Raw genomic sequence first — 24,249 nt, 5'->3', positions numbered from 1 at the left:
GGCCGCTTCTATGTGACTGAATTTACATCTTGGCGCCGCATGAGCTAGAAAAATCAACAGAACCGGGTGGATATAAGGGCAAACCTGTGTTGTGTTTGACAGCAAGGCACTGTAAATTTGTCAATCCTGTAAAGCGAAGAGAGGCGGGATGCGGCGGGCGGCGTGTAAACTCCTGTCAAGAATTGGCGATGGCTGACCAGAAGATTTTCGCTGGGCCGCGCATCCGCCGCATCCGCGGCGCCAAGGGCCTGACCCAGACGGCGATGGCCGAGGGGCTCGGCATCTCGCCGTCCTACCTCAACCTGATCGAGCGCAACCAGCGGCCGCTGACGGTGCAATTGATCCTGAAGCTCGCCTCCGTCTACAAGGTCGATCCGCATGAGCTTCAGGGCGAGGCAAGGGGATCGGTCGCTGCCCTCAAGGAGGTGTTCACCGACCCGCTGCTGGTCGGCGAATTGCCGGGAGACCAGGAATTGATCGAGTTTGCCGAGGCGGCGCCCAACGCCTCCGCCGCGGTGATAAAACTGTTCCGCGCCTATCGCGAGCAAGCCGAGCGGCTGTCCGATCTCAACGAGCTTCTGGCCCGCGAGGGCCGGGCGACCGCCCTCTCCGGCGCCCGCCTGCCGATCGACGAGGTGCGCGAGATTTTCGAGCGGCGACCGAACCATTTCGCCTCGCTCGAGGAAGAGGCCGAGGCGTTCACGTCGGTGCTCGATCCCGGCGACGACCTGTTTGGCGCCTTGAAGGCATGGCTGAAGCGCGAATACGGCATCGTGGTCAAGGTTCTGCCGGTCGCCACCATGCCGAACTGGCGCCGCCGCTACGACCGCCACTCGCAGCGCCTGTTCCTGTCCGAGCGTCTGTCGCCGTTCGACCAGTTGCGTGAAGTCGCGATGGAGGCCTGCCTGATCCGCATGACTGTTGCGGTCGCCGGTGAGATCCAGGCACTGGGGCTGACCACGGACGAGGCGCGCCGCCTTGCCCGCTTCGAACTCGGCCGCTACGCCGCCCATGCGCTGATGATGCCCTATCAGCCCTTTCACGCGGCGGCCGTTCGCTCACGCTACGACATTGATGTCCTGCGCTCGCGCTTCGGCGTTTCCTTCGAGCAGGCGGCAAACCGGCTGACCATGCTGCAGCGGCCAGGTGCTTCCGGCGTGCCCTTCTTCATGCTGGAGATCGACAATGCGGGAAACCGCTTCCGCAAGGCCGGCAGCCGGGGCTTTCCGCAAAGCCGCTTCGGCGGTGGCTGTGCCAAGCTTCCCGTGCATGTCGCCTTCACTCAGCCGGGCCAGATATTCGTCGAGGCGGTGGAAATGCCCGATGGCGCCGAGTTCCTGTGCATCGCCCGCACGCTGGAGGGGCCGCAAGGCGCGTTCTCCGAACGACCGCGCCGCACGGCACTGCTGCTCGGCTGCGACATCGGCTTTCGCGACGAGATCGTCTATGGCACGGTGCTGCCTGGCGCGGCGACCGGCGCGAAGATGGGGGCGGGCACCGTCGCGGCGACGCCTGTCGGCCCCGCCTGCCGGCTTTGCGAGCGCGCCGGCTGCCTGGCGCGCGCCGAGCCGCCGGTGACGCGACCGCTCGGCCTCGACGAGATGGTCACCGGCTTGAGTGCCTTCGACTTCCAGTGATGTCGTGGTGACTTGCCGCGCGAAGAAGAAGACTGCTTCCTACTCGGGAAGACAATAAGCCTTCACGCTAAATATAGCGGATGCAATATTGATTAAGCATTGCTGTTAAGATATCAACGACAATCTGTGCAGCGATCGGGGGGATTGATGAGCCGGATAGCTCTTTGGCTTGGTTTGGGCCTTGCCCTTTCGGTCTGGCCCGCTCAGGCGGAAAGATCCTCGGATTTTTTTAAATCTTACCAAGGGTACAATGACGACGGCAAGGCTTTCCTGGACAAAATCGAGCCGAAGATCGGCACGGTGGACCTTGCCGAAGGTGTACACCTGACCCTTGGCGATAAGTTCTATTTTCTTAACAAGAAAGACACTGCCTCTGTTTTGACAGAAGCCTGGGGCAATCCTGCCAGTTCCGCTGCCGATTCGGTCGGCATGATCTTTCCGGCCAAATATGATCCCATTGCCGATGGCAATTGGGGCATAGAGTTGCGATGGGAGAAGATAGGCTATGTCGATGATGGCGACGCCGCATCCATCGACTACGGCGAGTTGCTGCGCACCATGCAGGCGGACACATTGTCAGGCAACGATCAAAGGGCAAAGGATGGCTTTCCTCCCATTACCTTGATCGGCTGGGCCTCGCCGCCAGTCTACGACTCGGTCAACAAGCGTTTGCACTGGGCAAAGGAACTGCAATTCGGAGACGATACCGTCCACACGCTCAACTACGACGTCCGTTTTCTGGGTAAGGAGGGCGTTTTTGTGATGAGTTATATCGCTACGGTGGAGCAATTGCCGGAGATAAGGCAAAGCCTGGACGAAGTCCTTGGCCTCGCCGCCTTCAATACCGGCAAGAAATACACTGATTTCATACCCGGCTCCGATACAGTTGCGGCAGTTGGCATTGGTGGCCTCATAGCGGGAAAATTGGCGGCGAAGGCGGGCCTTCTGGCCGTGGCCCTCATTGCGCTGAAGAAATTCGGTTTGATCTTGCTGGTTCCCTTGGCCGGAGTCTGGCGCTTCGTTCGCGGCAACAAGCGCACGTCGTAGGCGTCGCCCAAGCGCTGCTGACTGTTGTCGGGCGCGCCGGCAGGGTGCCGGCAGTGCGCCAAACGGAACACTGCACTGGATCACGCCTCGCCAATGCCTTTGCGGTACGCGAACAGGGTACGTTCTTGTCGTCTCCTGCGCATCGTGCCGTCCTCAAAATCTCGACAGTCGCGCCCATGACCGACACCACATCAAGGCAGATCGCCACGTCCGCGGCCATCCCGCCGCGCGAGGAGCGCATCGGCTTCCTTCTGGTGTTCCTGTCGGCACTGATGTGGAGTTTCGGCGGCACCATCGCCCGGTTCATCACGGTCGGCGACAGCTGGACCGTGATATTCTGGCGCTCCGCGTGGGCTGCCGTATTCCTGCTTTGCTTCATGGTCTGGCGTGACGGCTGGCGCGGCATGCTGAAATCATTCCGCGACATGGGCCTGCCAGGTATTGCGGTGGGGTTCTGCTTCGCCATTGCGTCGACCTCGTTCGTGGTGGCGCTTGCCTATACGACCGTCGCCAATATTCTTTTGATGCAAGCCGGCGTGCCGCTTCTGGCGGCCCTGTTTGCCTGGGCGCTGTTCCGCGAAAAGGTAACCGTCGCGACCTGGATGGCGATCGTCGCCGTCCTCGCCGGCGTCGCCATCATGGTGTCTGAATCTGTTGACGGCGCCGTCTCGCCCATAGGCGATGGACTGGCGCTGCTGATCGCGTTCATGTTCTCGATCGCCACCGTCATCACCCGGCGCTTCTCCAGCGTGCGCATGACGCCGGCGACCTGTCTCGGCACGATCCTGGCGGCGGGCTTCGCTGCCTCGCAGGCCTCGACCTTCGCGGTGTCGGCCGGCGACATGGGCTTTCTCTTCGTCTTCGGCGTGGTCAATCTCGGCCTTGGTCTTGCTTTCTTCGCCACTGGCGCGCGCTTGATCCCGGCGGCTATCGCGGCACTGCTCGGCACGTTCGAGCCGATCCTGGGGCCGATATGGGTCTGGCTCATCCATTCCGAGGTGCCGTCCGGGCGCACCATCGTCGGCGGCGCGGTGGTGGTCACGGCGCTGCTTGTCCATATCGGGCTCGAATTCAAGCGTCAGGCGCGGCCGCAGCGGCCTGGGGTCACCGGGGTGCCTTCGCCTAATTGATGCGGGTGCCGAAGCTTTGCCCATTGACAATGTCGCTGCCACCCGGGCAGGCTGGGAACACGGCAACAACAAGACAGGCGTATCTTGCCAAGTCTCCCCGGCGGCCCGATCGAGACCGGACCACATTCTAGTATCTCTGACCGCACGGCGGCGAAAGCTTCTGAAGGCATCGCAATTCCTTCCCGCCCCGACCGTGCGGGCGGCCGTCGGCGGCGTGCCGAATGGCGGCCGTCGACCTCTGGAAAGCTCAACAGTCTAAAGCAAATGCCCGGCCGCGCGAGCATGTCGCGACGCGCCGGCAATGGAACACTCACCAAAGGAGAATAGCATGATCCGCAAAGCGCTCTGGCTTTCGGCAACCTCGGTATTTCTGGCGCTTTTGACGCCCGCCGGTCACGCCGCGGACCGCGTCGTCAACGTCTTCAACTGGTCGGATTACATCGACAGTTCGATCATCGATGATTTCACCAAGAAAACCGGCATCAAGGTCGTTTACGATACGTTCGATTCCAACGAGATCCTCGAAACCAAGCTGCTCGCCGGCGGCAGCGGCTACGACGTCGTCGTGCCGAGCGGCAATTTCCTGGCCCGCCAGATCCAGGCCGGTGTGTTCCAGAAGCTCGACAAGTCGAAGCTGCCGAACCTCTCCAACATGTGGGACACGGTTACGGAGCGCACCGCCAAATACGATCCCGGCAACGAATACTCGGTCAATTACATGTGGGGCACGGTCGGCATCGGCTACAACACCAAGAAAGTGAAGGCAGCGCTCGGCACCGACAAGATCGACAGCTGGGATACCTTCTTCAACCCCGATAGCCTGGCCAAATTGAAGGATTGCGGCGTCTATGTGCTGGATTCTCCATCCGACATCCTGCCGGCGGCGCTGAAGTACCTCGGTCTCGACCCCAACAGCACGTCGCCCGACGATATCGCCAAGGCCGAGGAAGCTCTTCTCAAGGTCCGTCCCTATATCAGGAAGTTCCACTCGTCCGAATACATCAACGCACTTGCCAATGGCGATATCTGCCTGGCGGTCGGCTGGTCGGGTGACGTGTTCCAGGCTCGCAACCGCGCGGTCGAGGCCAAGCAAGGCGTGGAAATCGGCTATTCCGTGCCGAAGGAAGGCGCCCAGATGTGGTTCGATCAGATGGCGATCCCCGCCGACGCGCCGCACGTCGCCGAGGCGCTTGAATTCATCAACTACATGATGACGCCGGAAGTGATCGCCAAGTCGTCGAACTATGTCCTTTATGCCAACGGCAACAAGGCATCGCAGCAATTCGTGGACAAGGCGCTGCTCGACGATCCCTCGGTCTATCCGGACGCCGCGACCTTGCAGAAGCTCTATACCACCCAGCCTTACGATCCCAAGACCCAGCGCATCGTCACGCGCAGCTGGACCAAGATCGTCACCGGCCAGTAGGCAATCCGGCGCGACCCCGGCAGCCAACTGCCGGGGTCGATTTCTTTTGGGGAATAAAAAAGCACGGAGTGGGGATATGAAATCGCTTGGCAGCATCCGCAGGGACTTCGCGCCATGGAACGACCCGAACGCCAAGCCATATATCCAGTTCGACAATGTCACCAAGAAGTTTGGTGACTTTACCGCCGTCAACAATCTGTCGCTGACCATTTTCGAGCGTGAATTCTTCGCTCTGCTTGGCGCATCGGGTTGCGGAAAGTCGACGCTGCTCAGGATGCTTGCCGGCTTCGAGGAGCCGACGGCCGGGCGCATCCTGCTCGACGGCCAGGATCTGCGCGGCATTCCGCCCTATCGCCGGCCGGTCAACATGATGTTCCAGTCCTATGCCTTGTTCCCGCATATGACCGTCGAGAAGAACATCGCCTTCGGTCTCAAACAGGAAGGCATGCCGAAGCCGGATATCGAAAAGCGCGTCGCCGACATGCTGAAGCTGGTCAAGCTCGAGCAGTTCGCCAAGCGCAAGCCGCACCAGCTTTCCGGCGGCCAGCGCCAGCGCGTCGCGCTTGCCCGCTCGGTAGCCAAGCGACCGAAGGTGCTGCTGCTCGACGAGCCGCTCGGCGCGCTCGACAAGAAACTGCGCGAGGAAACCCAGTTCGAACTGATGGATCTGCAGCAGGAGCTTGGTCTCACCTTCGTCGTCGTCACCCATGATCAGGAAGAGGCGATGACGATGGCCGATCGCATCGCCATCATGGATAAGGGCGAGGTGATACAGGTGGCGACGCCGCCGGAAGTCTATGAAGCCCCGACGTCGCGCTTCGTCGCCCATTTCGTCGGCAACGTGAACATGTTCGAGGGCAAGGTTGCCGAACAGGCAGCCAACACGACCCACATTACAGGTCCAAGCGGGGCTCAGATCGTCGTCGAGAACGGTGGCGCGGCTGCAAAGGCCAATGCGGATATCGTCTTCGCCGTCAGGCCGGAGAAGATCAGGGTCTCGTCTAAGAAGCCGGCCGATGCCGTCAACGCGCTGGAAGGTGAGGTTTACGACATCGCCTATCTCGGCGACATGACTGTCTATCACGTCAGGCTGGACGACGGGCAGATCGTGCGGGCAAGCGCCTTGAACGCGGCCCGTGTGACCGAGGATCCACTGACCTGGAACGACCGTGCCTGGGTGTCTTTCCGGCCCGACGCCGGCGTCGTGCTGGCACGGTAGGGGACGGCCATGTCCAACACCGCCGTTACCGATGCCGCCGCACCACCGACCGCCGCCAATCCGTTCCTGACGCGGCTCGGTGCCGGCTTCGTCAGCCGGCTCGTCATCATCGTTCCCTATCTCTGGCTGCTGTTCTTCTTTCTTGTCCCCTTTGTCATCGTCTTCAAGATCTCGTTGTCGCAGACGGCTATCGCCATGCCGCCCTATACGCCGGTGCTCGATTTCAGGGACGGCGTTTCCGGTTTCTTCGCCGGCTTTCGCGACCTCAACTTCGACAATTATGTCTGGCTGACGCAGGACGCACTCTATTTCAAGGCCTATCTCACCAGCGTCGTCATCGCTGCCATCTCGACGGTGCTGACCCTGCTGGTTGGCTATCCCATCGCCTATGGCATGGCGCGCGCTCCGGCGACAATCCGCCCGACATTGCTGATGCTGGTCATCCTGCCGTTCTGGACGTCGTTCCTGATCCGCGTCTATGCCTGGATCGGCATCCTCAAGCCCGAGGGCCTGCTCAACCAGCTGCTGTTGTCGCTGCACATCATCAACCAGCCGCTGGTGATCCTCAACACTTACACGGCCATCTTCATCGGCATCGTCTATTCCTACCTGCCGTTCATGGTGCTGCCGCTTTATTCGTCGCTGGAAAAAATGGACTATTCGCTGATCGAGGCAGCCAAGGACCTCGGCTGCCCGCCGACGTCAGCCTTCTGGAAGATCACTTTTCCGCTGTCGCTGCCCGGCGTCATAGCCGGCTGCCTGCTGGTGTTCATCCCTGCCGTCGGCGAGTTCGTCATCCCCGATTTGCTCGGCGGCTCGCAGACGCTGATGATCGGCAAGACGCTGTGGAACGAGTTTTTCGCCAATCGTGACTGGCCGGTGTCGTCGGCCGTTGCCGTCATCCTGCTGCTGCTGCTGATCGTACCGATCGTGTTGTTCCAGCATGCCCAGGCCCGCGCGCAGGAGCAGGACAAATGAACACCACCTGGAGCCGCTTCAACATCACCTCGATCACGCTCGGTTTTGCCTTTCTCTATTTGCCGATCGTGCTGCTCGTCGTCTTTTCCTTCAACGAGTCAAAGCTCGTCACCGTCTGGGGCGGCTTTTCCACCAAATGGTACGTATCGCTGTTCCACAATCAGGGCCTGATGGACGCCGCATGGGTGACCATCCGCGTCGGTCTGATTTCAGCGACCGTGGCCACCGTTCTCGGCACAATGGGGGCCCTGGCGCTGACCCGCTACACACGCTTCCGGGGCAGGGTCCTGTTCTCCGGCATGATCTTCGCACCATTGGTCATGCCTGACGTCATTACCGGCCTGTCGCTGCTCCTGCTGTTTGTCGCAATCGGCATGGATCGCGGCATGACGACCGTGATCCTCGCGCATATCACCTTCACGATGTGCTTTGTCGCTGTTGTCGTGCAGTCGCGGCTTGTCAGCTTCGATCGCTCACTGGAAGAAGCCGCCATGGATCTCGGCGCGCCGCCTGTGAAGACCTTTTTCCAGATCACCCTGCCAGTCATTCTGCCGGCGATCGTGTCCGGCTGGATGCTGGCCTTCACGCTGTCACTGGACGACCTGGTCATCGCCAGCTTTGCTTCGGGCCCTGGCGCCACCACGCTGCCGATGAAGATCTACAGCCAGGTCCGCCTCGGTGTGACGCCGGAGATCAATGCCGCCTGCACCCTTCTGATCGCGATCGTCACGGTTGGCGTCATCATCGCTTCCGTCGCCAATAAGCGGCGCGAGGTGCAGCGGCAGCTTGACGAGCGGGCCGCGCAACGCGGTTAGAAGCGTTTCAACTGAGGGGCCAGGCCTTATTCGCCCGAAACGCCGCGGCTGATGGGTGAAATGAACGGCGTGCTCCAGGTTCCGCCGACGAAAAACGACGACTGGTTGGGCCCCTGCTGGCCGCTCTTCTGCGTTGCTGGCTGATCCGGCTGGATGACACCGCCCGACAGCGCCAGTCCGCGTCCTGCGTAGGATGCGATGCCGGAAAGCCAGATCTTGTATTTCGCCGAATTGGCCTCGGCCTTGTCCAGTCTGGCCACGCCTCGCGAAATGGTTGCCTTCACTTCGGCGCCATCGATGGGCAGCGTCCCGTCCGAGACATCGTCGAGCGCGAAGAAGCCGCCTTGTTCGGTATGCTTGAGAAAGGCCGGCAGGTTGAACTTGCTGAGCGCGCCAGGGCCAAAGGTCGCCGAGACAGAGCCGTCGGCGTTCTCAAAAACCGAATCCCAGGTCCTTCCTGGTCCCTTGAGGATGACCGAGACGGTGCCCGTGCCGACCGGCACCAGCCGGGTCATCCCGGCCGCGGTGCCGAACGCCCCGCCATCGACATCGGAGGCCAGCAGCCGGATCTCGACCTGGGTGCCCTCGGGCTTGCGGTCGAAACGAAGGCTGGTCTGGATGTTGCCGCCGAAGGCGGAGGCGTCGGAGATGTCGAAGACGGAAAGGCCATCCTTGACCTGCGCGGTGGCCGCGACATCGGCAAGCTGGATGCTCCCTGCGGTCGCATGCGCCGCCGACAGCCTGAGATCGAGGTTGACCCGGTCGGCGAAACTCGTGTCGATCTGACCTGGTTCGCCGCTGCTCGCCGGTCCCAGCGACGTGAAGGCGGATAGAAACGACCTGAGGTCGAGCGTGTCGAAGGCAAGTGTGCCCGAGATCACCGGCTGTGCCTCGCCAAGCGACACGTCCAGCGCACCCATGCCCGGATTGTTGTCCAGCGCCAGCGCCGTGTTCTCGAACTTGACGCGTCCGGCCGATGCCGTGACCTTGCTGGAAATGCTGACCGAGCCGATCGCGGCGCTCGGCGCGATGCCGGCCTGCGACCATTCCAGTACGCGGCGCAGCGAAGGAGCCGCGAATTTTACCTGGCCGTCGAAATAGGCGTTTTCGGACATGCTGGCCGTGCCGTCGAAGGAAAAGGTGGCCGGCGCCGCCTTGAAGGACAGGGTCAGCGGCGCCATGCCCCCGGCAAACAGCACCAGCGGCCTCGGCGAGGCAGCATCCACGGTCACGCTTTCGCCACGCCAGATCCCGGTCGCGGACAGTGTTGCATTGCTGTTCATCGCCGCCCAGTTGGCCTGGCCGCTAAGACTGCTCAGGATCTCTTCATCCTTGCCGTTGACGGACGCCACCATGCGGCCGTCCCTGAACTCCACAGTGCCGAACGTGTCGGCCGGCAGCTTGTCGAGGTCGGGCTTGGCGGGGTCGGCGTTGACCAGGCCACGGGCCGCATCGATGGAGCGCGCGATGCGCCCGCCGGTCGGCGCCGTGGGCAGGAACAGACCGTCCGCCGTGCGCTGGACCCGGATCGTCGGCCGCACCAGCCGTGCCGTGGAAAACACCACATCGCCCTGCAATGCCGCCATGGCCGAGAGGTCGACCTCGACCCGTTCGGCTTCGACGACCGGCGGCGCATCGCCGTCGGTCCATTTTGACAGCGTCACATCGGTCAGGATCGCGCGGAAATTCGGCCAGACCTCGATTCGTGGCGACCCCTCGATGGCAACCCGAAAGCCACTCCAGGCGCTCAATTCCCACGCGATGCGGTCACGCACGATCCGCGTCGAGGCGATCAGCGGCAGGGCCGCGACCACCAGAGCGATGACGATCGCGGCAGCGCCGATCGCCCATACTCCGCGGCGGATCAAGGATGATGGCATATAGCCCCGTATGCTTCCATTCCGACAAAAACGAGCGTCCGACGGGTATAACCCCTGTCGTCACTACGACTTAGGGCCGACGCATTTCAAGTCTTTATGGCCCGGCGATGGCATTTGCGCACACCTGACCGCATCGGCCCAACAAAATCTTGCTCTGCCGCGCAGCGATATGCATAAGCGATGGCGACCGTGGGAGGATCGATCATGGCTGGCGAACTACCGCTCTGGACCCCGACGCAAGACCAGATTGATGCCTCGCCATTGACCGCTTTCATGAAGGCCGCGGCAGCGAGTACCGGCAGTCCATTCTCGTCCTATGCCGACCTCCACCTCTGGTCGGTCGAGAACCGGGAGGCGTTCTGGGGTCTCGTCTGGGATTTCTGCGGTCTTGAAGGCGACAAGGGTGAACGACTGCTGCTCGACGGCGAGAAGATGCCCGGCGCCTCTTTCTTTCCGGACGCATCTTTGAATTTCGCCGAAAACCTTCTGAAAAAGACCGGCGCTGGCGAGGCCATCGTCTTTCGCGGCGAGGACAAGGTCGAGAGGCGGCTGTCGTGGAATGAACTGCATGGCCTGGTCTCGCGCCTGCAGCAGCTTTTCCTGGCGCTCAAGGTGAAGAAGGGTGACCGTATAGCGGCGATGATGCCCAACATGCCCGAAGCCGTCGCCGCCATGCTGGCGGCGGCCTCCATCGGGGCGGTGTGGTCATCCTGTTCTCCCGATTTCGGCGAGCAGGGCGTGCTCGATAGGTTCGGCCAGATCGAGCCCGTCATCTTCATCGCGCCGGACGGCTATTGGTATAATGGCAAGGCGATCGAGGTCGCCGACAAGGTCAAGGCGGTCGCGGCCAGGCTCGGCGGCGTCCGCAAAGTCCTGCTCGTCGACTATCTTGGCACCTCCGCCGACGTGGCTGATACCATCGACAAGGCAGTGGCGATGGAAGAGGCCCTGTCGCCCTTTGCCGTCAGGCCCGTCACCTTCGAGCGGCTGCCGTTTTCGCATCCGCTCTACATCCTGTTTTCGTCCGGTACCACCGGCGTTCCCAAATGCATCGTCCATTCGGCCGGCGGCACGCTCATTCAGCATGTCAAGGAACACCGGTTGCATGCCGGCCTCGGCGATGGCGACCGCTTCTTCTATTTCACCACCTGCGGCTGGATGATGTGGAACTGGCTGGTTTCGGGCCTCGCTTCCGGCGCCACGTTGCTGCTCTACGACGGTTCTCCCTTCTATCCCGACGGCAATGTGCTGTTCGATTTCGCCGACGCTGAGAAGATGACCTTTTTCGGCACCTCGGCCAAGTTCATCGATTCAGTGCGCAAGGCCGGCCTCAAGCCGATCCGCAGCCATGATCTGTCGACGATACGCGCCATATCCTCCACCGGATCGCCGCTTTCGCCCGAGGATTTCCGCTTCGTCTATGATGGCATCAAGAAGGACGTGCACCTTGCCTCGGTGTCCGGCGGCACCGATATCGTCTCGTGCTTCGTGCTCGGCGTGCCGACCCAGCCGGTCTGGACCGGCGAGATCCAGGGGCCGGGCCTCGGCCTCGCAGTCGATGTCTGGGACGATGATGGCAAGCCGGTCCGGCAGGAGAAGGGGGAGCTGGTGTGCACCAGGGCTTTCCCGTCCATGCCGATCGGCTTCTGGAACGATCCCGACGGCAGGAAATACCAGGCGGCCTATTTCGAGCGTTTCGACAATGTCTGGTGCCATGGCGATTTCGCCGAATGGACCGATCATGGCGGCATGGTCATCCATGGCCGCTCCGACGCGACGCTCAACCCCGGCGGTGTGCGCATCGGCACGGCCGAGATCTACAATCAGGTCGAGCAGATGCCGGAAATCCTGGAGGCGCTGTGCATCGGCCAGGATTTCGACAATGATGTGCGCGTCGTGCTGTTCGTGCGGCTTGCCGCCGGCGTCAAGCTCGACGACGATCTCGAAAAGCGCATCCGGGCCAAGATCCGCAGCGGCGCCAGCCCACGCCATGTTCCGGCCAGGATCGTCGCCGTCTCCGACATCCCCCGCACCAAGTCGGGCAAGATCACCGAGCTTGCGGTGCGCGACGTGGTCCACGGCCGCGCCATCAAGAACAAGGAAGCGCTGGCCAACCCGGAAGCGCTGGAGCTGTTCCGCGACTTGCCGCAGCTCGCGCAGTGAACGCGACCGGCATGGTTAACGAAATATGTCGCACGAATTTACCTAGATTTCACGAGTGGTACACATTCGTAAATTTTTTGGCGACCCGGTAAGGACTTGTTAAGGCCCGGCGTCGATAGTCGCACGTAACTTGAGGGAGAAATCCCGTTCCTCAGCCCCGAGGATCTGAATTCAGCTCAAGCCCCCGTTGTGACAGCAATCCAATTTCCTAAGGCGTCCTTACCGGGCGCCTTTTTTCTTGGCTTGCTACTCCGCGAGCACCCGGGTCGAGGGGAACGCAACCTCCACCAGCGTGCCTTCGCCGGGCGTCGAATTGATGGTGAAGCGGGCGCGGTTGGCTTCCACCATCGCCTTGGTCAGCGGCAGGCCAAGGCCGGTGCCGTCGCCGCGCCCACGCTTCAGCGCGTTGATCTGCTTGAACGGCTTCAGCGCCTGCTCGATCTCGGCCTGGCTCATGCCGATGCCGGTGTCGCGCACCCGCATGACGACGTCGCCCGAGGTCTCGTAGGCGGTCGAGACGATCACCTGGCCGCCGGCCTGGGTATAGCGCACGGCGTTGGACAGGATGTTGAGCGCGATCTGGCGCACGCTGCGCAGGTCGGCCACCACTTCCGGCAGCCGCGAGGCGAAGCTGGAACGGATGATGACGCGTTCGCGGTTGGCCTGGGGCTGCATCATCGCCACGGTTTCGGCCAGCGTATCGTTGAGCGACACCGCCTCATAAGCCATTTCCTGCTGGCCGGCCTCGATCTTCGAGATATCCAGGAGGTCGTTGACCAGGTCGAGCACGTGGTTGCCCGAGCGGTTGATGTCGCGCAGATAATCGCGGTAGCGGTCATTGGCCACCGGCCCGAACTTCTCGTCGACCATCAGTTCGGAAAAGCCGATGATGGCGTTGAGCGGCGTGCGGATCTCATGGCTGATGCGGGCGAGGAAATCTGTCTTCTGCGAGGAGGCGCGTTCGGCCACCGCGCGCGCCTGGGTGAGATCCTCTTCGGCTCGCTTCCACTGCGTGATGTCGCGCACCACGGCACAGAAGCCGCTGTCGTTGGGCAACCGGCCGATGGTCATGAACAGCGGGATGAAGCGTCCCTGTGCTTCGCGGCCGATCACCTCGCGGCCGTCATTCAAGACGCTCGCCACACCAGGCTCCGACAGGCCGGTGAGATAGTCGCGCGCCGCGCGCTGGCTCTCGATGGCAAACAGCGAGGCGAAGGGCTTGCCGGTCACCTCGTCGCTGTCGAAACCGAACAGCGCCTCGGCCGGGCGGCTGATCGAACGGATGGTGCCGTCGCTGCCGATCAGCACGACCCCGTCGGTAGCTGTGTCGATGATGGTGCGCATCTCTGCGATGCGTGCCTTGAGCTCGGAAATGTCGGGCTGCGTCGGCTCCTCGCCGATCGCATGCGCTGCCGCGGGCGCATCATCCTCGCCGGAACGGCGAACGACCAGCATCAGGGCCTTGCCGTCGCGCCAGGGCACGGAGCGCAGGATGGCGTCGATCGGGAATTCCTGCCCGTCGCGCGTCTTCAGCCGCAGCGCCCGGTCGCTGCCGTCGGAGGCGCCGTCATCGGCATAGGGATCGGCAAACAAAGCGCCGAGGCCGCCCGCATCCTCGAGGTCCTCCAGCGTCGCGTACCTGGTCAGGTCGAGGAATTCCTCGTTGGCATAGTGCAACTGGTCGCCTGAATGGATGATCAGCGGCACCGGCAGCTTGCCGAGCAGCGATGTATCGGGCGTCTTGTTTTCTGTGCCGACGGAAAAAGCCGACGGCATGAACCCTTCGGTCTTGAGCGGCGGTACCTGCAGCCGTGGCGGCTGGATGAGCGTCTCGGCCGCGTGATGCGTGCCGCCGGTTCCGCCGGTGGCCGCAATCGCTTGATCGCCGGATGCAGTTGCTGCGTCGCCGGCCCAATCCTCGTCATCCTCGGCGTCGCGAAAATCGTCTGACGTCATGCTGTCGTCATCGGCCGGTGCTTGGGCAGGTTCTGCCTGGGCCGCAGCCTCGCCATCCTCGGCCGTCGCCGCCTCTTTGTCGCTATCGTGGGCGGCATAGTCGAGCAGGGAGCCCGAGGCCTCCGGCGGCGGGGATCCGGAGGCCGGCGCCTGTTGTTCGGCCTGGTCCGGTTGCGCACCGTCGAGCCGCGCCAGATCCCTCTGATCCTCGGCATCGCTTGGGGAAAATTCGCCCGCATCCGGCTCGTCTTCCGCATCGGGCGCTGCCATCTCATGCGCCGGGCCGCTCGCCGGTTCTTGGCTCAAGCCTGCTGGTCCGGCATTCGGGTCGGCGATATCCGCCTGCGGCTTCGCATCGGCCTCCGGCTTGGCCGCGTCGTGCGGCCCGGGCAAGGACCCTATTCCGGCACCTTGTTCCGCCTGCCTTGCCGGCTCGGCTGCCGCCGGCGGCTCTGCCGTGGAACTGTCTTTTTTCAGCCGCTCGCCGATCTCGCGGAATGCGCTGCGTTCCAGCGAGGACAGTCCCTTGTCGTTGGCCGGCTGCCGGTGTTCGGCCAACCGGATGACCTTGTCGGCAAAGCGCCGCTCCGGTTTCGGGACGATGGTCAGCGCCGGCACTTCGCCCTTGAACGGATCCGATGCTTTTGGTTCTTCGGCCTTTGGGTCTTCCGGCATTGTCTCCACGGTTTTCGGCTTGGGTGCCGCCGGCATCTCGCCATTGGGCACCAGGGCCATGCCGATCGCTTCCGGATCGACGACCGCATCCCCGCTTCGCGCGACGCCGAAGCCGCGAAAGCCTTCGAAGGCGCGGCCGCGCCCATAGACAGGCAATGCCGCCAGGTCGACAGGGATCTTCAGGTCGGTACCGACGACCGGCCACAGCACCGAGCGGCCGGACCAGGTGTCGCGCCGCTCCAGCAGGCCGGAGATCTCGCCGGATGCATCAAGGCCGAAGGCCGCCGCCACATCTCGGAAGCGCCGGCCGATCACGTCGGCGGCCGGATGGCCGACGATATCGGCGAATTCCGGCGACAGGGCGCTGAACTTACCCTCGGCGTCGGTCCGCCAGACAAAACGCAGCGGTGCGGCCGAGCGGTCTATCGTCCGGGTGGCCATGGTCGCGGTCGGGGCTACGGGCGAGGTGGCCTCGTCCTGCTTTACGCTGTGCACCGCAGCTTCGGTGCCGACCGCCTCTGCCACGTGTTTCGGTTCCGGCGCGGCTGGCGCGTCGTCTTCTCCGGCATTGAAATACCAATGATCGTGCTGCCCCGGCGTGCCCGCCGCCGGCTGATCATTGTCGGCGGCAGCGGGTGTCGGCCCGGCCGGCTCCTCGATTTCCCGCGCTGTCGGCTCCGGCATCTCGCCAGCCATGGGTTCGGAAGGGACGTGTTCGTGCTCGGTCGCGGCAGCGACGGGCAACCGCTCGCTCGCCTCTGTCGCGGCGGTTCCCACCATCCGAACGCCAACCTCCTCGGCAGGGCTTTCCGTGGTCGCGGGCGAACCGTCTGCCGGAGCCGCGCTGTCCTCGAGTTGGTCCTCGTCTATCACCACCAGCAGATGCCGCTCCGGCGTCAGCCGGGCGAGACCGGCGGGGTAGGAGGTCCTGCCGCCCGGAACGAGGCGCTTGACGATGCGCTCGCCCTCGGCCGCGACGTCTGCCACCAGGGCCGCCAGTGTCGCGGGCTGGATGCCAAGCGCCGAAAATCCCTCCGAGGCGGCCTCGACATTGCCCTTGGCATCGATGAAGGCGATGAAATGGCCGTCTTCGGTAAAGCCGCTGATTGCCCGGCCGGCGATCTCGGCGGCACTGCGCGAGCCGGTCTGCGCGGCCGGCACCGCCAGCATGATGGCATTCTCGCCGTCGGGCAGGGTCACGGCACTGGCGAGAAAGCCGACGGCACGACTGGTCATGCCGGTCGCCAGGCGCACGGTGATCGATCGATCGACCCCGATCTGGGGAAAACCGCTGGTCGCCATGACCTGGCGGCGTGCGACCAGCGGCAGCCGGGCCGAGGCCCCAATGATCGCTTCGATGTCGGGATAGCCGAACATGGCGGCGCCCGGCCCGTTGGCCCAGATCACCTGCTCGAGGTCCACCGACAGGATCGCGATTGCGTCGCCGGCGGCAAACCGCTGGCGGACCGCGTCAAGCACGGCGACGTCGAGGAAGGAATATTCGGACGGCATGCGCTTGGCGAACCCTCACGGAGCGGCGAATTTGCAGTTAACGCTTTGTTAATAAAAGCCGCAGCCACGAAGGTCCACAAGCCAGAACGTGCAAAGGCTGAATTTTGGCCGTTTGGTTAACGTCCGAAAACATTTTTTTGTGCACTGCAACAAAGATATTGCAATGCACAAGATTTGCCTTTATATTGCCATCATACATGAACGAGACGGCTTTCTGTCAAAGCCGCTGCCGCTGAAAAGGATGGAAAATGTCCAGGACCAAGACCGCCGAGACGATTGAAAACGTTGAATTCCCGAGCTTCGACGCTTCCAAGGCCACCGACCAGATCCGCGCTTTCGCCGAAAAGGGCGTTGAGCAGTCGAAGGAGGCCTACGCCAAGCTCAAGACCGGTGCCGAGGAGACCCAGAAGGCCCTGGAGTCGACCTACGAAACCGCCAAGGCTGTTTCCAGCGACCTGTCGCTCAAGACCATCACCGCGCTGCGCGCCAACGCCGAGGCCGGCTTCTCGCATCTCGAAGCCCTGATCGGCGCGAAGTCGCTGTCGGAAGTCATCGAGTTGCAGACCGCGTTCCTGCGTAAGCGCGTCGAACTGACCGTCGAGCAGGCCAAGGACTTCCAGGCCGTTGCCTCCAAAGCGGCCGAGGACGTCTCGAAGCCGATCAAGACCGCCTTCGAGAAGGCGATCAAGGAAATCAAGGCCGCCTAACAAGTGCGCATCGTCCACGGATGCAACAAAAGGTCGCATTTTGTCGGACAAATAGATGTGAGACAGTTGCGACCGAGCGAATACCCGGCGAGTGGAACCTCCTCCCTCTGCTCTTCGGGGTGACCAGCCAGCACCTCCTCCCGCTGGCTCGTAACAGGAAAAGGCCGGCACCTCCTCCCGCCGGCCTTTTTCTTTGCCCGGCGAAAGGGGCGCCGCTGTAGGGAAGTGGCCTTTGCTTTGCAAAAGCCTTGAATTAGAATTCATAAGCCCGTAAGGACGCATCGCCGAACGAAAGAGCGGATCGCGGAGAGTGAACCTTCCACCCCGATCCTGCTACCAACGTTAAGACGTGCCGTTGTAGCTCAGATGGTTAGAGCGCCGGATTGTGGATCCGGAGGTCGCTGGTTCGATCCCAGCCAACGGTACCACTAGCACTCTCCCCATAACCGGTCGAAACTATTGGAGAAGGTTTTTCCAATAGCGGGTCCTTTCCTGATTGCATCGCCTTCGATGCTGCGCCCCTTGCTCTCGCGCACCGCAACTTTCGCGGTGTTCCGGCGCATCAGTAAGTGATGGCTCGACCCGCAAAACCACGCCCCGCTCTTAAACCGTCGGCTGCGGCCCGGGCCTCGCGAACCCGACCCGTCAGCTGTAGAAATCCTGGTACCACTCGACGAACCGCCCCACCCCCTCGGTGACGGAGGTGCGGGGGCGATAGCCGACCGCCGCCTGCAGCGCCGAAGTGTCGGCGAAAGTGTCGGGCACGTCGCCGGCCTGCAGCGGCAGCAGCTCGATCACCGCCTTGCGGCCGAGCGCGTTTTCCAGCGCCTCGACATAGGCGGTCAGCTTCACCGGATTGTTGTTGCCGATGTTGAAGATGCGCCAGGGCGCGCTGCTGGTCGCCGGATCCGGACGGCCGGAATCCCAGGCCGGGTTGGCCGCGGCGGGGCTGTCGCTGGTACGGATCACGCCCTCGGCGATGTCCTCGACATAAGTGAAGTCGCGCGTGTGATTGCCGTTGTTGAACAGCTTGATCGGCTCACCGGCCAGGATGCTCCTGGTGAACAGGAACAGCGCCATGTCAGGGCGTCCCCAGGGGCCGTACACGGTGAAGAAGCGCAGCCCCGTGGTCGGCAGGCCGAACAGGTGGCTGTAGCTGTGCGCCATCAGTTCGTTGGCACGCTTGGTGGCGGCGTAGAACTGCAGCGGATGGTCGGCCGGCCGATGCTCGGAAAACGGCATGTCGGTGTTGGCGCCGTAGACGCTCGAGGTGCTGGCATAGGTCAGGTGCCCGACACGGCTGCCGCGGCAGGCCTCGAGCATGTTGGTGTAGGCGATAATGTTGCTCTCGACATAGGCGCGCGGGTTTTCCAGGCTGTAGCGCACGCCGGCCTGGGCGGCGAGATGGATCACCCGGTCGAAGGCATGGTCGGCAAAGCAGCCGTCGACCACGCCCCTGTCGGCGAGATCGCCATGGATGAAATGATAGCCGGCATTGGTCTTGCGGCTCGCCTCGTCCAGGAGCCGCAGCCGCGCCTGCTTGATTTGCGGGTCGTAGTAATCGTTGATGCTGTCGATGCCGACAACCTCGTCACCGCGCTCCAGGAGCCGCCTGGCGACATGATAGCCTATGAAGCCGGCAGCGCCGGTGACCAGTACCTTCATCAGAAGGCATTATAGGTTGCATCGTGAAGCCGGCATCCTGCGGACGCATGATATGTCCAGCCCATGGCTCTCGGGCTGGACTGCCGGCATGCGAACTCCAGGCCTGCTTAGCGGAAAGCCCTGGAAATCTGGTCCGTGAGAGGTTTCAGCATATACGACCAGACATTGCGTTCATCCGTGCGGATGTGAACTTCCGCCGGCATGCCCGGTCTGAGTTGCCTGGCTTCCTTCAAGCACTCCGACTGACTGTCGACCTTGATACGGGCCGAAAAGTACGAAAGCTGGCGTTGCGGATCTTTGATCAGGTCCGCCGAGATGTACTTGACGGAGCCGTTGCAAACAGGGGTAGTCCCGGCATCGAAAGCTGGAAACCGGATCGAAACGCTCTGTCCCGGGTTGACGTCGTCTATGCGGGAAGGAGGGATCAACGCGTCCACGACAAGGTTGTCGGCCTCGGGAACGATCGTCATCAGCAGTTCGCCCGGGGCGACCACGCCGCCGACAGTGTGAACGGACGACTGCTGAACTGTGCCGGATTGCGGAGCGCGGATCTCGGTTTTGGTCAGTTCGTCTTGCGCCACGATCTTGCGTTCGTTGAGTTCGGTGCGCTTGGCTTCAGTCTCGCGCAGTTCACCGGTCACATCGCTTCGCCGTTGCTCGTCGAGCTGCAGAATCTGCAACTCGATCTCGCTGATCTTGGCCTGTGCCTCTGCTACCGCGGCTGCCAGTCGCCCCGACTCGCCCTTGGCTCGCGTCGCATCCAGCCTGACGTTGCTGATCCTCTCTTTGGACACCAGTTTCTTCGAATAGAGGGCATCGACATCCGTAAGGTCAGTGCTCAGCAGCGCCGCTGATTCATCGGCTGCAACCTGCTGCGCCTTCAGGCCATCGATCTGACGCTCGAGTTGCTTTGTTTGGCTCGACAAGAGCGCCTTCTGCCCGGCCAATGCCGAGGCACGGGTTTCGAACAGAGCGCGCTCGCCGCTGACAAGGGCGGCCAGCTCCGGCTTTGGCATCCCGGCCTCAAGGCCGGCTGGAAGCTGCATTTCACGCAAACCGCCGCGTTCGGCCTCCAGTCGCGCAAGCCGCACCGTGGTCCGATCAAGATCTTCGCTGATGATCTGCAGGTTGGCCCGTGGCAGCGTGCCGTCCAGCCGGACCAATATGTCACCGGCCCGAACATGGTCGCCGTCTTGCGCAAAGATGCCGCCGATCGTGCCGCCGGTCTGGTGCTGGACCTTCTTGATGTTGCTTTCGACCACCACCGTGGCGGGCGCGATCACGGCACCGGCTATCTTGGTCAAGCCAAGCCATGCTCCGCCGCCGACCACCAGCAGGCCAGTCACAACGAGCCCCAGCGTCATGCTTGGCCAAAGGGTCCCTGGCGCAAGGATGCTGCCTGGCACCTTGGGCAAGTCGGTTTCGGCGGGCTGATCTCGAGATCCGAACCGGGCAAGTGTCGGTATGAACGCAAGCACGCGGGGCAAGATGTCACGCATGTCCGGTCACTCCCGAGTGGATCGGCGCGATCGAAGATGGACGTTGCGCGGCAGGCGAGGGTGGCCGCCGCATGCCGGCAAGCACTTCCTCGCGCGAGCCGAAGGTGCGCAGCCTGCCATCCGCCAGGACCATGACTTGATCGATGTTGGTGAGGGCAGATGGCCTGTGTGCAACAACGATCACAATACCCCCACGCTGGCGGACGGCCATGATGGCTCCGGCCAGGGCGGCGTCACCTTCAACGTCGAGATTTGAGTTTGGCTCGTCCAGCACGACCAGGAACGGGTTGCCGTAGAGCGCCCGGGCAAGGCCGATAAGCTGCCTTTGCCCTGCCGACAGCGCTCTTCCTCCCTCGCCGATGCGCGTCTGGAAGCCTGCCGGCAGATGCATGATCATCGAGTGGACGCCCGCGGCTTTCGCCGCGGCGAGCACGCCCTGGGGGTCGCTCTTGCCGCCAAATCTCGAAATATTGTCCGCCACCGTCCCGTCGAACAGTTCAACATCCTGCGGCAGATAGCCAATGTGGGCGCCGAGCCGTTGCGCGTCCCACTGGTCGAGAGAGGCCCCGTCCAGCCGCACCGTGCCGTGCAGAGGGCTCCAAACTCCCACCAGCGCGCGCACCAATGTTGTCTTTCCCGAGCCGCTTGGGCCGATAACGGCCATTCCCGCGCCGCTCGAAAGCTGGAAGCTTACATCGATGAGCGTCGGCCTGGGTGTACCCGGAGGCGCTACCGCCAAACTATCGACCGCCAGGCGGGCCTCTGGCGGCGGCAACTTCATGGATTCGATTGGACTCTCGAACGCACGGAGCGCCGCTTTCAACTGGGAATAGCTCTGCCGGGTGGACAGGAAACCCCGCCAGTTCGCAATCGCCGCATCGACCGGGGCTAGGGCGCGACCCAGCAATATCGACGACGCGATGATCACGCCGGGGGATGCTTCGCCTCCGATGACGAGATACGCGCCGAGCCCTAGCACCGAAGATTGCAGCACCATCCTAAGCGCCTTCGACAGCGAGCTGATTCCACCCACGATGTCGGAGAGCCGCTCCTGATAGGAGAGATAAGCGTGAGTGACTTCGCCCCAGCGCCCCGCCAGCCGTTCGGAGAGGCCCATCGCGTGGACCACCTCGGCGTTCCGACGGCCGGAATCAGCAAGCGCGCGCTGTGTCAGGATCGCTTCGGACGCCAGCGCCGCAGGGCGGCGGCTGATGATCTCAGCCACGATGGTCAGCACGACGACGGCGACGGAGCCGAGGGTCGCAAGCACGCCGAGCGACGGATGCAACATGTAGATAATGAGCAGATAAAACGGGATCCACGGCGCGTCGAAAAGAACCGTCGGCCCCGTTCCCGAAAGGAATGCGCGCAACTGATCCAGGTCCCGCAACGGAAGCACCCGGTCCGCTTCTCGACCGGCCCTGAGCGGAAGAAGCAACGAAATCGCGAATGTTCTCTGCTGTAAACTGCAGTAGAATCGACTGGCGATTCGGACCAGCAGGCGAAGCCGCACGAAATCGAGCAGACCGTAGGCCGCGTAGAGGCCCAGCATTCCGATGGTGAACCCGACCAAGGTCGGGACGCTTTGCGACGGCAGGACGCGATCGTAGACCTGCAGCATGTAAACGGATCCGGTCAACGCAAGGATGTTTATCATTGCGGAAAAGAGTCCGATGCCAGCTATTCCGGGCAGGCAGTCTAGTATTGCGGAGCGTAGCGGTGAGGCGTTTTGTGGTTCTTTATTCATAGCTTATTGCTATGACGCGACGTTGTCGCGTGTCTTTCTTTGTTCATCCGATGGGTAACCTTTTCTGATTCCACCATATCACATGCGCCCCTGGACATGATGGCTAGCTAACATATGGCGAACTTTATGCAAAATGAAGCGAAATCGTGGCCGGGAGTCGCGGTGGGAAGAGGGGATGCCTGTGAAAACAGTGGAGAACTGTGCATGCGGTGGTCAATGGAAAACCCGCAGATTTCGCTGCAAGCCACTGACTTCACAGTAAATTGCACCGACCCGTTGATGTGGCCATCCCCACAGCGATCAAAAACTTCGTTCAAAGATGTTGGTATGTGATTTTCATCTAATGTAGCTTTCGGTCTAACCCCCATCCAGGGCGGGGTGTTGCCAAACAAGAAGGAAAACGCATGGCGACTCTCCATTATGCATCAGGCGGTTCGGCTGCCGAAGTTGCGGGCGCCGGATTTAACCTGGCGGACGTTCAGTATCTTTCGCAGGTCAATGAGCTGCCCAGCGGAATGAAGGGGCTTGTCTATCTAAGCGCTCATGACGGGGTGACCTCGTCGTTCATCGAAAAAGTCACACCCTTCCTCAACAATCCAAAAGTGTTTGGATTTTTCCTGATGGACGAGCCGGACCCTACCGGCAGATGGGGCACATACGCGAGTGCGGCAAATCTGAAGGCTGAATCCGACTGGATCCACTCCCATTTTCCGGGCGCCAAGACCTTCATCACCATGATGAATATGGGGTCGTCCACCAATCCGGACTTTTCCAACACCTATAATCCCGCCAACACCGGGATCGACTACTATGGACTGGACCCATACCCTGTTCGCACGGGAATAAGCAGCGTCGACTACAACATGATCGACCGAGCCGTGGCCGCGGCCGTGAAATCAGGCATTCCGGCTGACAAGATCGTTCCTGTATATCAGACATTTGGCGGCGGCGGTTGGCAGACGGACACCGGCGGCAAGCACGTCATGCCGACGTCGACCCAAATGCAAACGATGATCGATCACTGGGCAAAGCTGGTTCCGTCCCCAGCCTTCGACTATGCGTATGCCTGGGGTTCGCAGAACGGCGACACCGCCCTGGAGAACTCGCCTGAGTTGCAGGCCGTTTTCCGCCAGCACAACCTCGCCAGCACTAGTCCTTCGACACCGCCTCCGAGTTCCGAGCCGACAACGCCTACGCCCACCACGCCTACGCCCACCACGCCCACTGTCCCCGATCCCACGCAGGCGACCCATCACATCTTCCATGGCGGCCCTGGCGCGGACGTATTTCATTCGACCAGCGGGGACGACGTTTACTATGTCAACAATGCACATGATAAGGTGATGGAGGCATCAGGCGGCGGCTTCGACAAGGTGGTTGCCTCGGTCAGCTACGCATTGTCTGCTGGTTCGCATGTCGAGCAACTCTCGACCGACAAGACGGGCGGCACACATGCGATCAACTTGACGGGCAACGAGTTCGACCAGGCGATCAATGGCAATTACGGCGCCAACAAGATCGATGGTCGAGGCGGCGCCGATACAATGAAAGGCTATGGCGGCAACGACACCTATTTTGTCGACAACGTGCATGACAAGGTGGTGGAGCAGCCAGGCAACGGCAAGGACGCGGTGTTCGCTTCGGTGAGCTATGCTCTCTCGGCGGGCTCGTCCGTCGAGAAACTTGCGACCACGCAGGCGTCGGGAACCGGGCAGATCAACCTGACCGGCAACGAGTTTGCCCAGACGATCCAAGGAAATGCCGGCGCCAACAAGATCAATGGCGGGGGTGGTTCCGATACGCTGACGGGCTTTGGCGGCAAGGACGTCTTCGTGTTCAACACCGCGCTAGGGTCTGGAAATGTCGACAAGATAACCGACTTCAAGGTTTCCCAGGACAAGATCCAACTCGATCACAGCGTATTCGCCGGACTCCAGCAGGGCGCCCTTTCGGCCGCGAACTTCCACATCGGCAAAGGTGCGCATGATGGAAGCGACCACGTCATCTATAACAGTTCGACCGGCGCGCTCTCTTTCGACAGTGACGGAATCGGCGGCCATGCTCAGACGCAGTTTGCGACCGTTGCTCCGCATCTCTCAATTGGCGCGAGCTCCTTTTTCGTGGTTTGACGCACGCAATCGTGCTTCCGGCAGGAGCTGAGCGCTCCTGCCGGTCGGCTTCTCCGTTCGCCGT

15 protein-coding genes and 1 tRNA gene are annotated in these 24,249 nt (G+C 62.2%); 11 read left to right on the top strand and 5 right to left on the bottom strand.

Annotated features, from left to right (window positions below):
- The first annotated feature begins 188 nt into the window (after nt 1-188).
- The 7 genes from FJ950_RS00810 to FJ950_RS00780 all read left to right on the top strand — a co-directional run bounded on the left by FJ950_RS00810 (nt 189) and on the right by FJ950_RS00780 (nt 8,252).
- Nucleotides 189-1,637: a helix-turn-helix domain-containing protein gene (locus FJ950_RS00810; protein ID WP_140614654.1), complete on the top strand. Its 1,449-nt coding sequence runs from the start codon at nt 189-191 to the stop codon at nt 1,635-1,637.
- Nucleotides 1,638-1,784: 147 nt separating this feature from the next.
- The gene (locus tag FJ950_RS00805; RefSeq protein ID WP_140614653.1) at nt 1,785-2,684 is read left to right on the top strand and encodes a DUF2167 domain-containing protein; all 900 of its coding nucleotides are present in this window, start codon (nt 1,785-1,787) and stop codon (nt 2,682-2,684) included.
- 176 nt (nt 2,685-2,860) lie between these two features.
- Entirely contained in the window at nt 2,861-3,814 is a 954-nt protein-coding gene (locus tag FJ950_RS00800) for a DMT family transporter (RefSeq protein WP_140614652.1), read from the top strand.
- A 328-nt stretch (nt 3,815-4,142) separates the two neighbouring features.
- Nucleotides 4,143-5,240, top strand: a complete 1,098-nt coding sequence (locus tag FJ950_RS00795; RefSeq protein WP_140614651.1) for a polyamine ABC transporter substrate-binding protein — start codon at nt 4,143-4,145, stop codon at nt 5,238-5,240.
- A 76-nt stretch (nt 5,241-5,316) separates the two neighbouring features.
- Nucleotides 5,317-6,459, top strand: coding sequence for an ABC transporter ATP-binding protein (locus tag FJ950_RS00790; protein WP_140614650.1), 1,143 nt, complete (start codon nt 5,317-5,319; stop codon nt 6,457-6,459).
- 9 nt (nt 6,460-6,468) lie between these two features.
- A complete protein-coding gene (locus FJ950_RS00785) occupies nt 6,469-7,437 on the top strand; it encodes an ABC transporter permease subunit (protein WP_140614649.1) in 969 nt (322 codons plus the stop codon).
- A complete protein-coding gene (locus tag FJ950_RS00780) occupies nt 7,434-8,252 on the top strand; it encodes an ABC transporter permease subunit (protein ID WP_015316315.1) in 819 nt (272 codons plus the stop codon). Before FJ950_RS00785 ends, FJ950_RS00780 begins: the two co-directional genes overlap by 4 nt.
- 26 nt (nt 8,253-8,278) lie before the next feature.
- Here the strand turns inward: FJ950_RS00780 and FJ950_RS00775 are convergent, their stop codons facing one another.
- Nucleotides 8,279-10,132: an AsmA family protein gene (locus FJ950_RS00775; protein WP_140614648.1), complete on the bottom strand. Its 1,854-nt coding sequence runs from the start codon at nt 10,130-10,132 to the stop codon at nt 8,279-8,281.
- A 204-nt stretch (nt 10,133-10,336) separates the two neighbouring features.
- On the opposite strand from FJ950_RS00775, the gene FJ950_RS00770 reads away from it, so the two are divergent.
- The gene (locus FJ950_RS00770; RefSeq protein ID WP_140614647.1) at nt 10,337-12,295 is read left to right on the top strand and encodes an acetoacetate--CoA ligase; all 1,959 of its coding nucleotides are present in this window, start codon (nt 10,337-10,339) and stop codon (nt 12,293-12,295) included.
- A 246-nt stretch (nt 12,296-12,541) separates the two neighbouring features.
- On the opposite strand, the gene FJ950_RS00765 is transcribed toward FJ950_RS00770, so the two are convergent.
- Nucleotides 12,542-16,438, bottom strand: a complete 3,897-nt coding sequence (locus tag FJ950_RS00765) for a PAS domain S-box protein (RefSeq protein ID WP_140614646.1) — start codon at nt 16,436-16,438, stop codon at nt 12,542-12,544.
- Between the two features lie 248 nt (nt 16,439-16,686).
- On the opposite strand from FJ950_RS00765, the gene FJ950_RS00760 reads away from it, so the two are divergent.
- Together FJ950_RS00760 and FJ950_RS00755 are read left to right on the top strand one after the other, a co-directional pair.
- Nucleotides 16,687-17,145, top strand: coding sequence for a phasin (locus tag FJ950_RS00760; protein ID WP_140614645.1), 459 nt, complete (start codon nt 16,687-16,689; stop codon nt 17,143-17,145).
- Between the two features lie 351 nt (nt 17,146-17,496).
- Nucleotides 17,497-17,573, top strand: a tRNA-His gene (locus FJ950_RS00755).
- 217 nt (nt 17,574-17,790) lie between these two features.
- Here FJ950_RS00755 and FJ950_RS00750 read toward each other — a convergent pair.
- The 3 genes from FJ950_RS00750 to FJ950_RS00740 all read right to left on the bottom strand — a co-directional run bounded on the left by FJ950_RS00750 (nt 17,791) and on the right by FJ950_RS00740 (nt 22,056).
- Entirely contained in the window at nt 17,791-18,810 is a 1,020-nt protein-coding gene (locus FJ950_RS00750) for an NAD-dependent epimerase (protein WP_140614644.1), read from the bottom strand.
- A gap of 107 nt (nt 18,811-18,917) precedes the next feature.
- Nucleotides 18,918-20,309, bottom strand: a complete 1,392-nt coding sequence (locus FJ950_RS00745) for an HlyD family type I secretion periplasmic adaptor subunit (RefSeq protein ID WP_140614643.1) — start codon at nt 20,307-20,309, stop codon at nt 18,918-18,920.
- Nucleotides 20,302-22,056, bottom strand: coding sequence for a type I secretion system permease/ATPase (locus FJ950_RS00740; protein WP_140614642.1), 1,755 nt, complete (start codon nt 22,054-22,056; stop codon nt 20,302-20,304). Before FJ950_RS00740 ends, FJ950_RS00745 begins: the two co-directional genes overlap by 8 nt.
- Nucleotides 22,057-22,460: 404 nt before the next feature.
- On the opposite strand from FJ950_RS00740, the gene FJ950_RS00735 reads away from it, so the two are divergent.
- Nucleotides 22,461-24,185, top strand: coding sequence for a calcium-binding protein (locus FJ950_RS00735; protein ID WP_140614641.1), 1,725 nt, complete (start codon nt 22,461-22,463; stop codon nt 24,183-24,185).
- Nucleotides 24,186-24,249 lie beyond the last annotated feature (64 nt).

The sequence above is a fragment of the Mesorhizobium sp. B2-3-14 genome (assembly GCF_006442175.1).
GTDB lineage: Bacteria > Pseudomonadota > Alphaproteobacteria > Rhizobiales > Rhizobiaceae > Mesorhizobium > Mesorhizobium australicum.
This window is presented reverse-complemented; position numbering and strand designations above follow the sequence as displayed.

Bases quoted from the DNA above. Each gene is read 5' to 3' on its own strand.
- FJ950_RS00740 (WP_140614642.1), bottom strand. From the start codon at position 22,056: ATGAATAAAGAACCACAAAACGCCTCACCGCTACGCTCCGCAATACTA.
- FJ950_RS00810 (WP_140614654.1), top strand. From the start codon at position 189: ATGGCTGACCAGAAGATTTTCGCTGGGCCGCGCATCCGCCGCATCCGC.
- FJ950_RS00760 (WP_140614645.1), top strand. From the start codon at position 16,687: ATGTCCAGGACCAAGACCGCCGAGACGATTGAAAACGTTGAATTCCCG.
- FJ950_RS00780 (WP_015316315.1), top strand. From the start codon at position 7,434: ATGAACACCACCTGGAGCCGCTTCAACATCACCTCGATCACGCTCGGT.
- FJ950_RS00750 (WP_140614644.1), bottom strand. From the start codon at position 18,810: ATGAAGGTACTGGTCACCGGCGCTGCCGGCTTCATAGGCTATCATGTC.
- FJ950_RS00770 (WP_140614647.1), top strand. From the start codon at position 10,337: ATGGCTGGCGAACTACCGCTCTGGACCCCGACGCAAGACCAGATTGAT.
- FJ950_RS00775 (WP_140614648.1), bottom strand. From the start codon at position 10,132: ATGCCATCATCCTTGATCCGCCGCGGAGTATGGGCGATCGGCGCTGCC.
- FJ950_RS00735 (WP_140614641.1), top strand. From the start codon at position 22,461: ATGGCGACTCTCCATTATGCATCAGGCGGTTCGGCTGCCGAAGTTGCG.
- FJ950_RS00805 (WP_140614653.1), top strand. From the start codon at position 1,785: ATGAGCCGGATAGCTCTTTGGCTTGGTTTGGGCCTTGCCCTTTCGGTC.
- FJ950_RS00800 (WP_140614652.1), top strand. From the start codon at position 2,861: ATGACCGACACCACATCAAGGCAGATCGCCACGTCCGCGGCCATCCCG.
- FJ950_RS00795 (WP_140614651.1), top strand. From the start codon at position 4,143: ATGATCCGCAAAGCGCTCTGGCTTTCGGCAACCTCGGTATTTCTGGCG.
- FJ950_RS00745 (WP_140614643.1), bottom strand. From the start codon at position 20,309: ATGCGTGACATCTTGCCCCGCGTGCTTGCGTTCATACCGACACTTGCC.
- FJ950_RS00765 (WP_140614646.1), bottom strand. From the start codon at position 16,438: ATGCCGTCCGAATATTCCTTCCTCGACGTCGCCGTGCTTGACGCGGTC.
- FJ950_RS00790 (WP_140614650.1), top strand. From the start codon at position 5,317: ATGAAATCGCTTGGCAGCATCCGCAGGGACTTCGCGCCATGGAACGAC.
- FJ950_RS00785 (WP_140614649.1), top strand. From the start codon at position 6,469: ATGTCCAACACCGCCGTTACCGATGCCGCCGCACCACCGACCGCCGCC.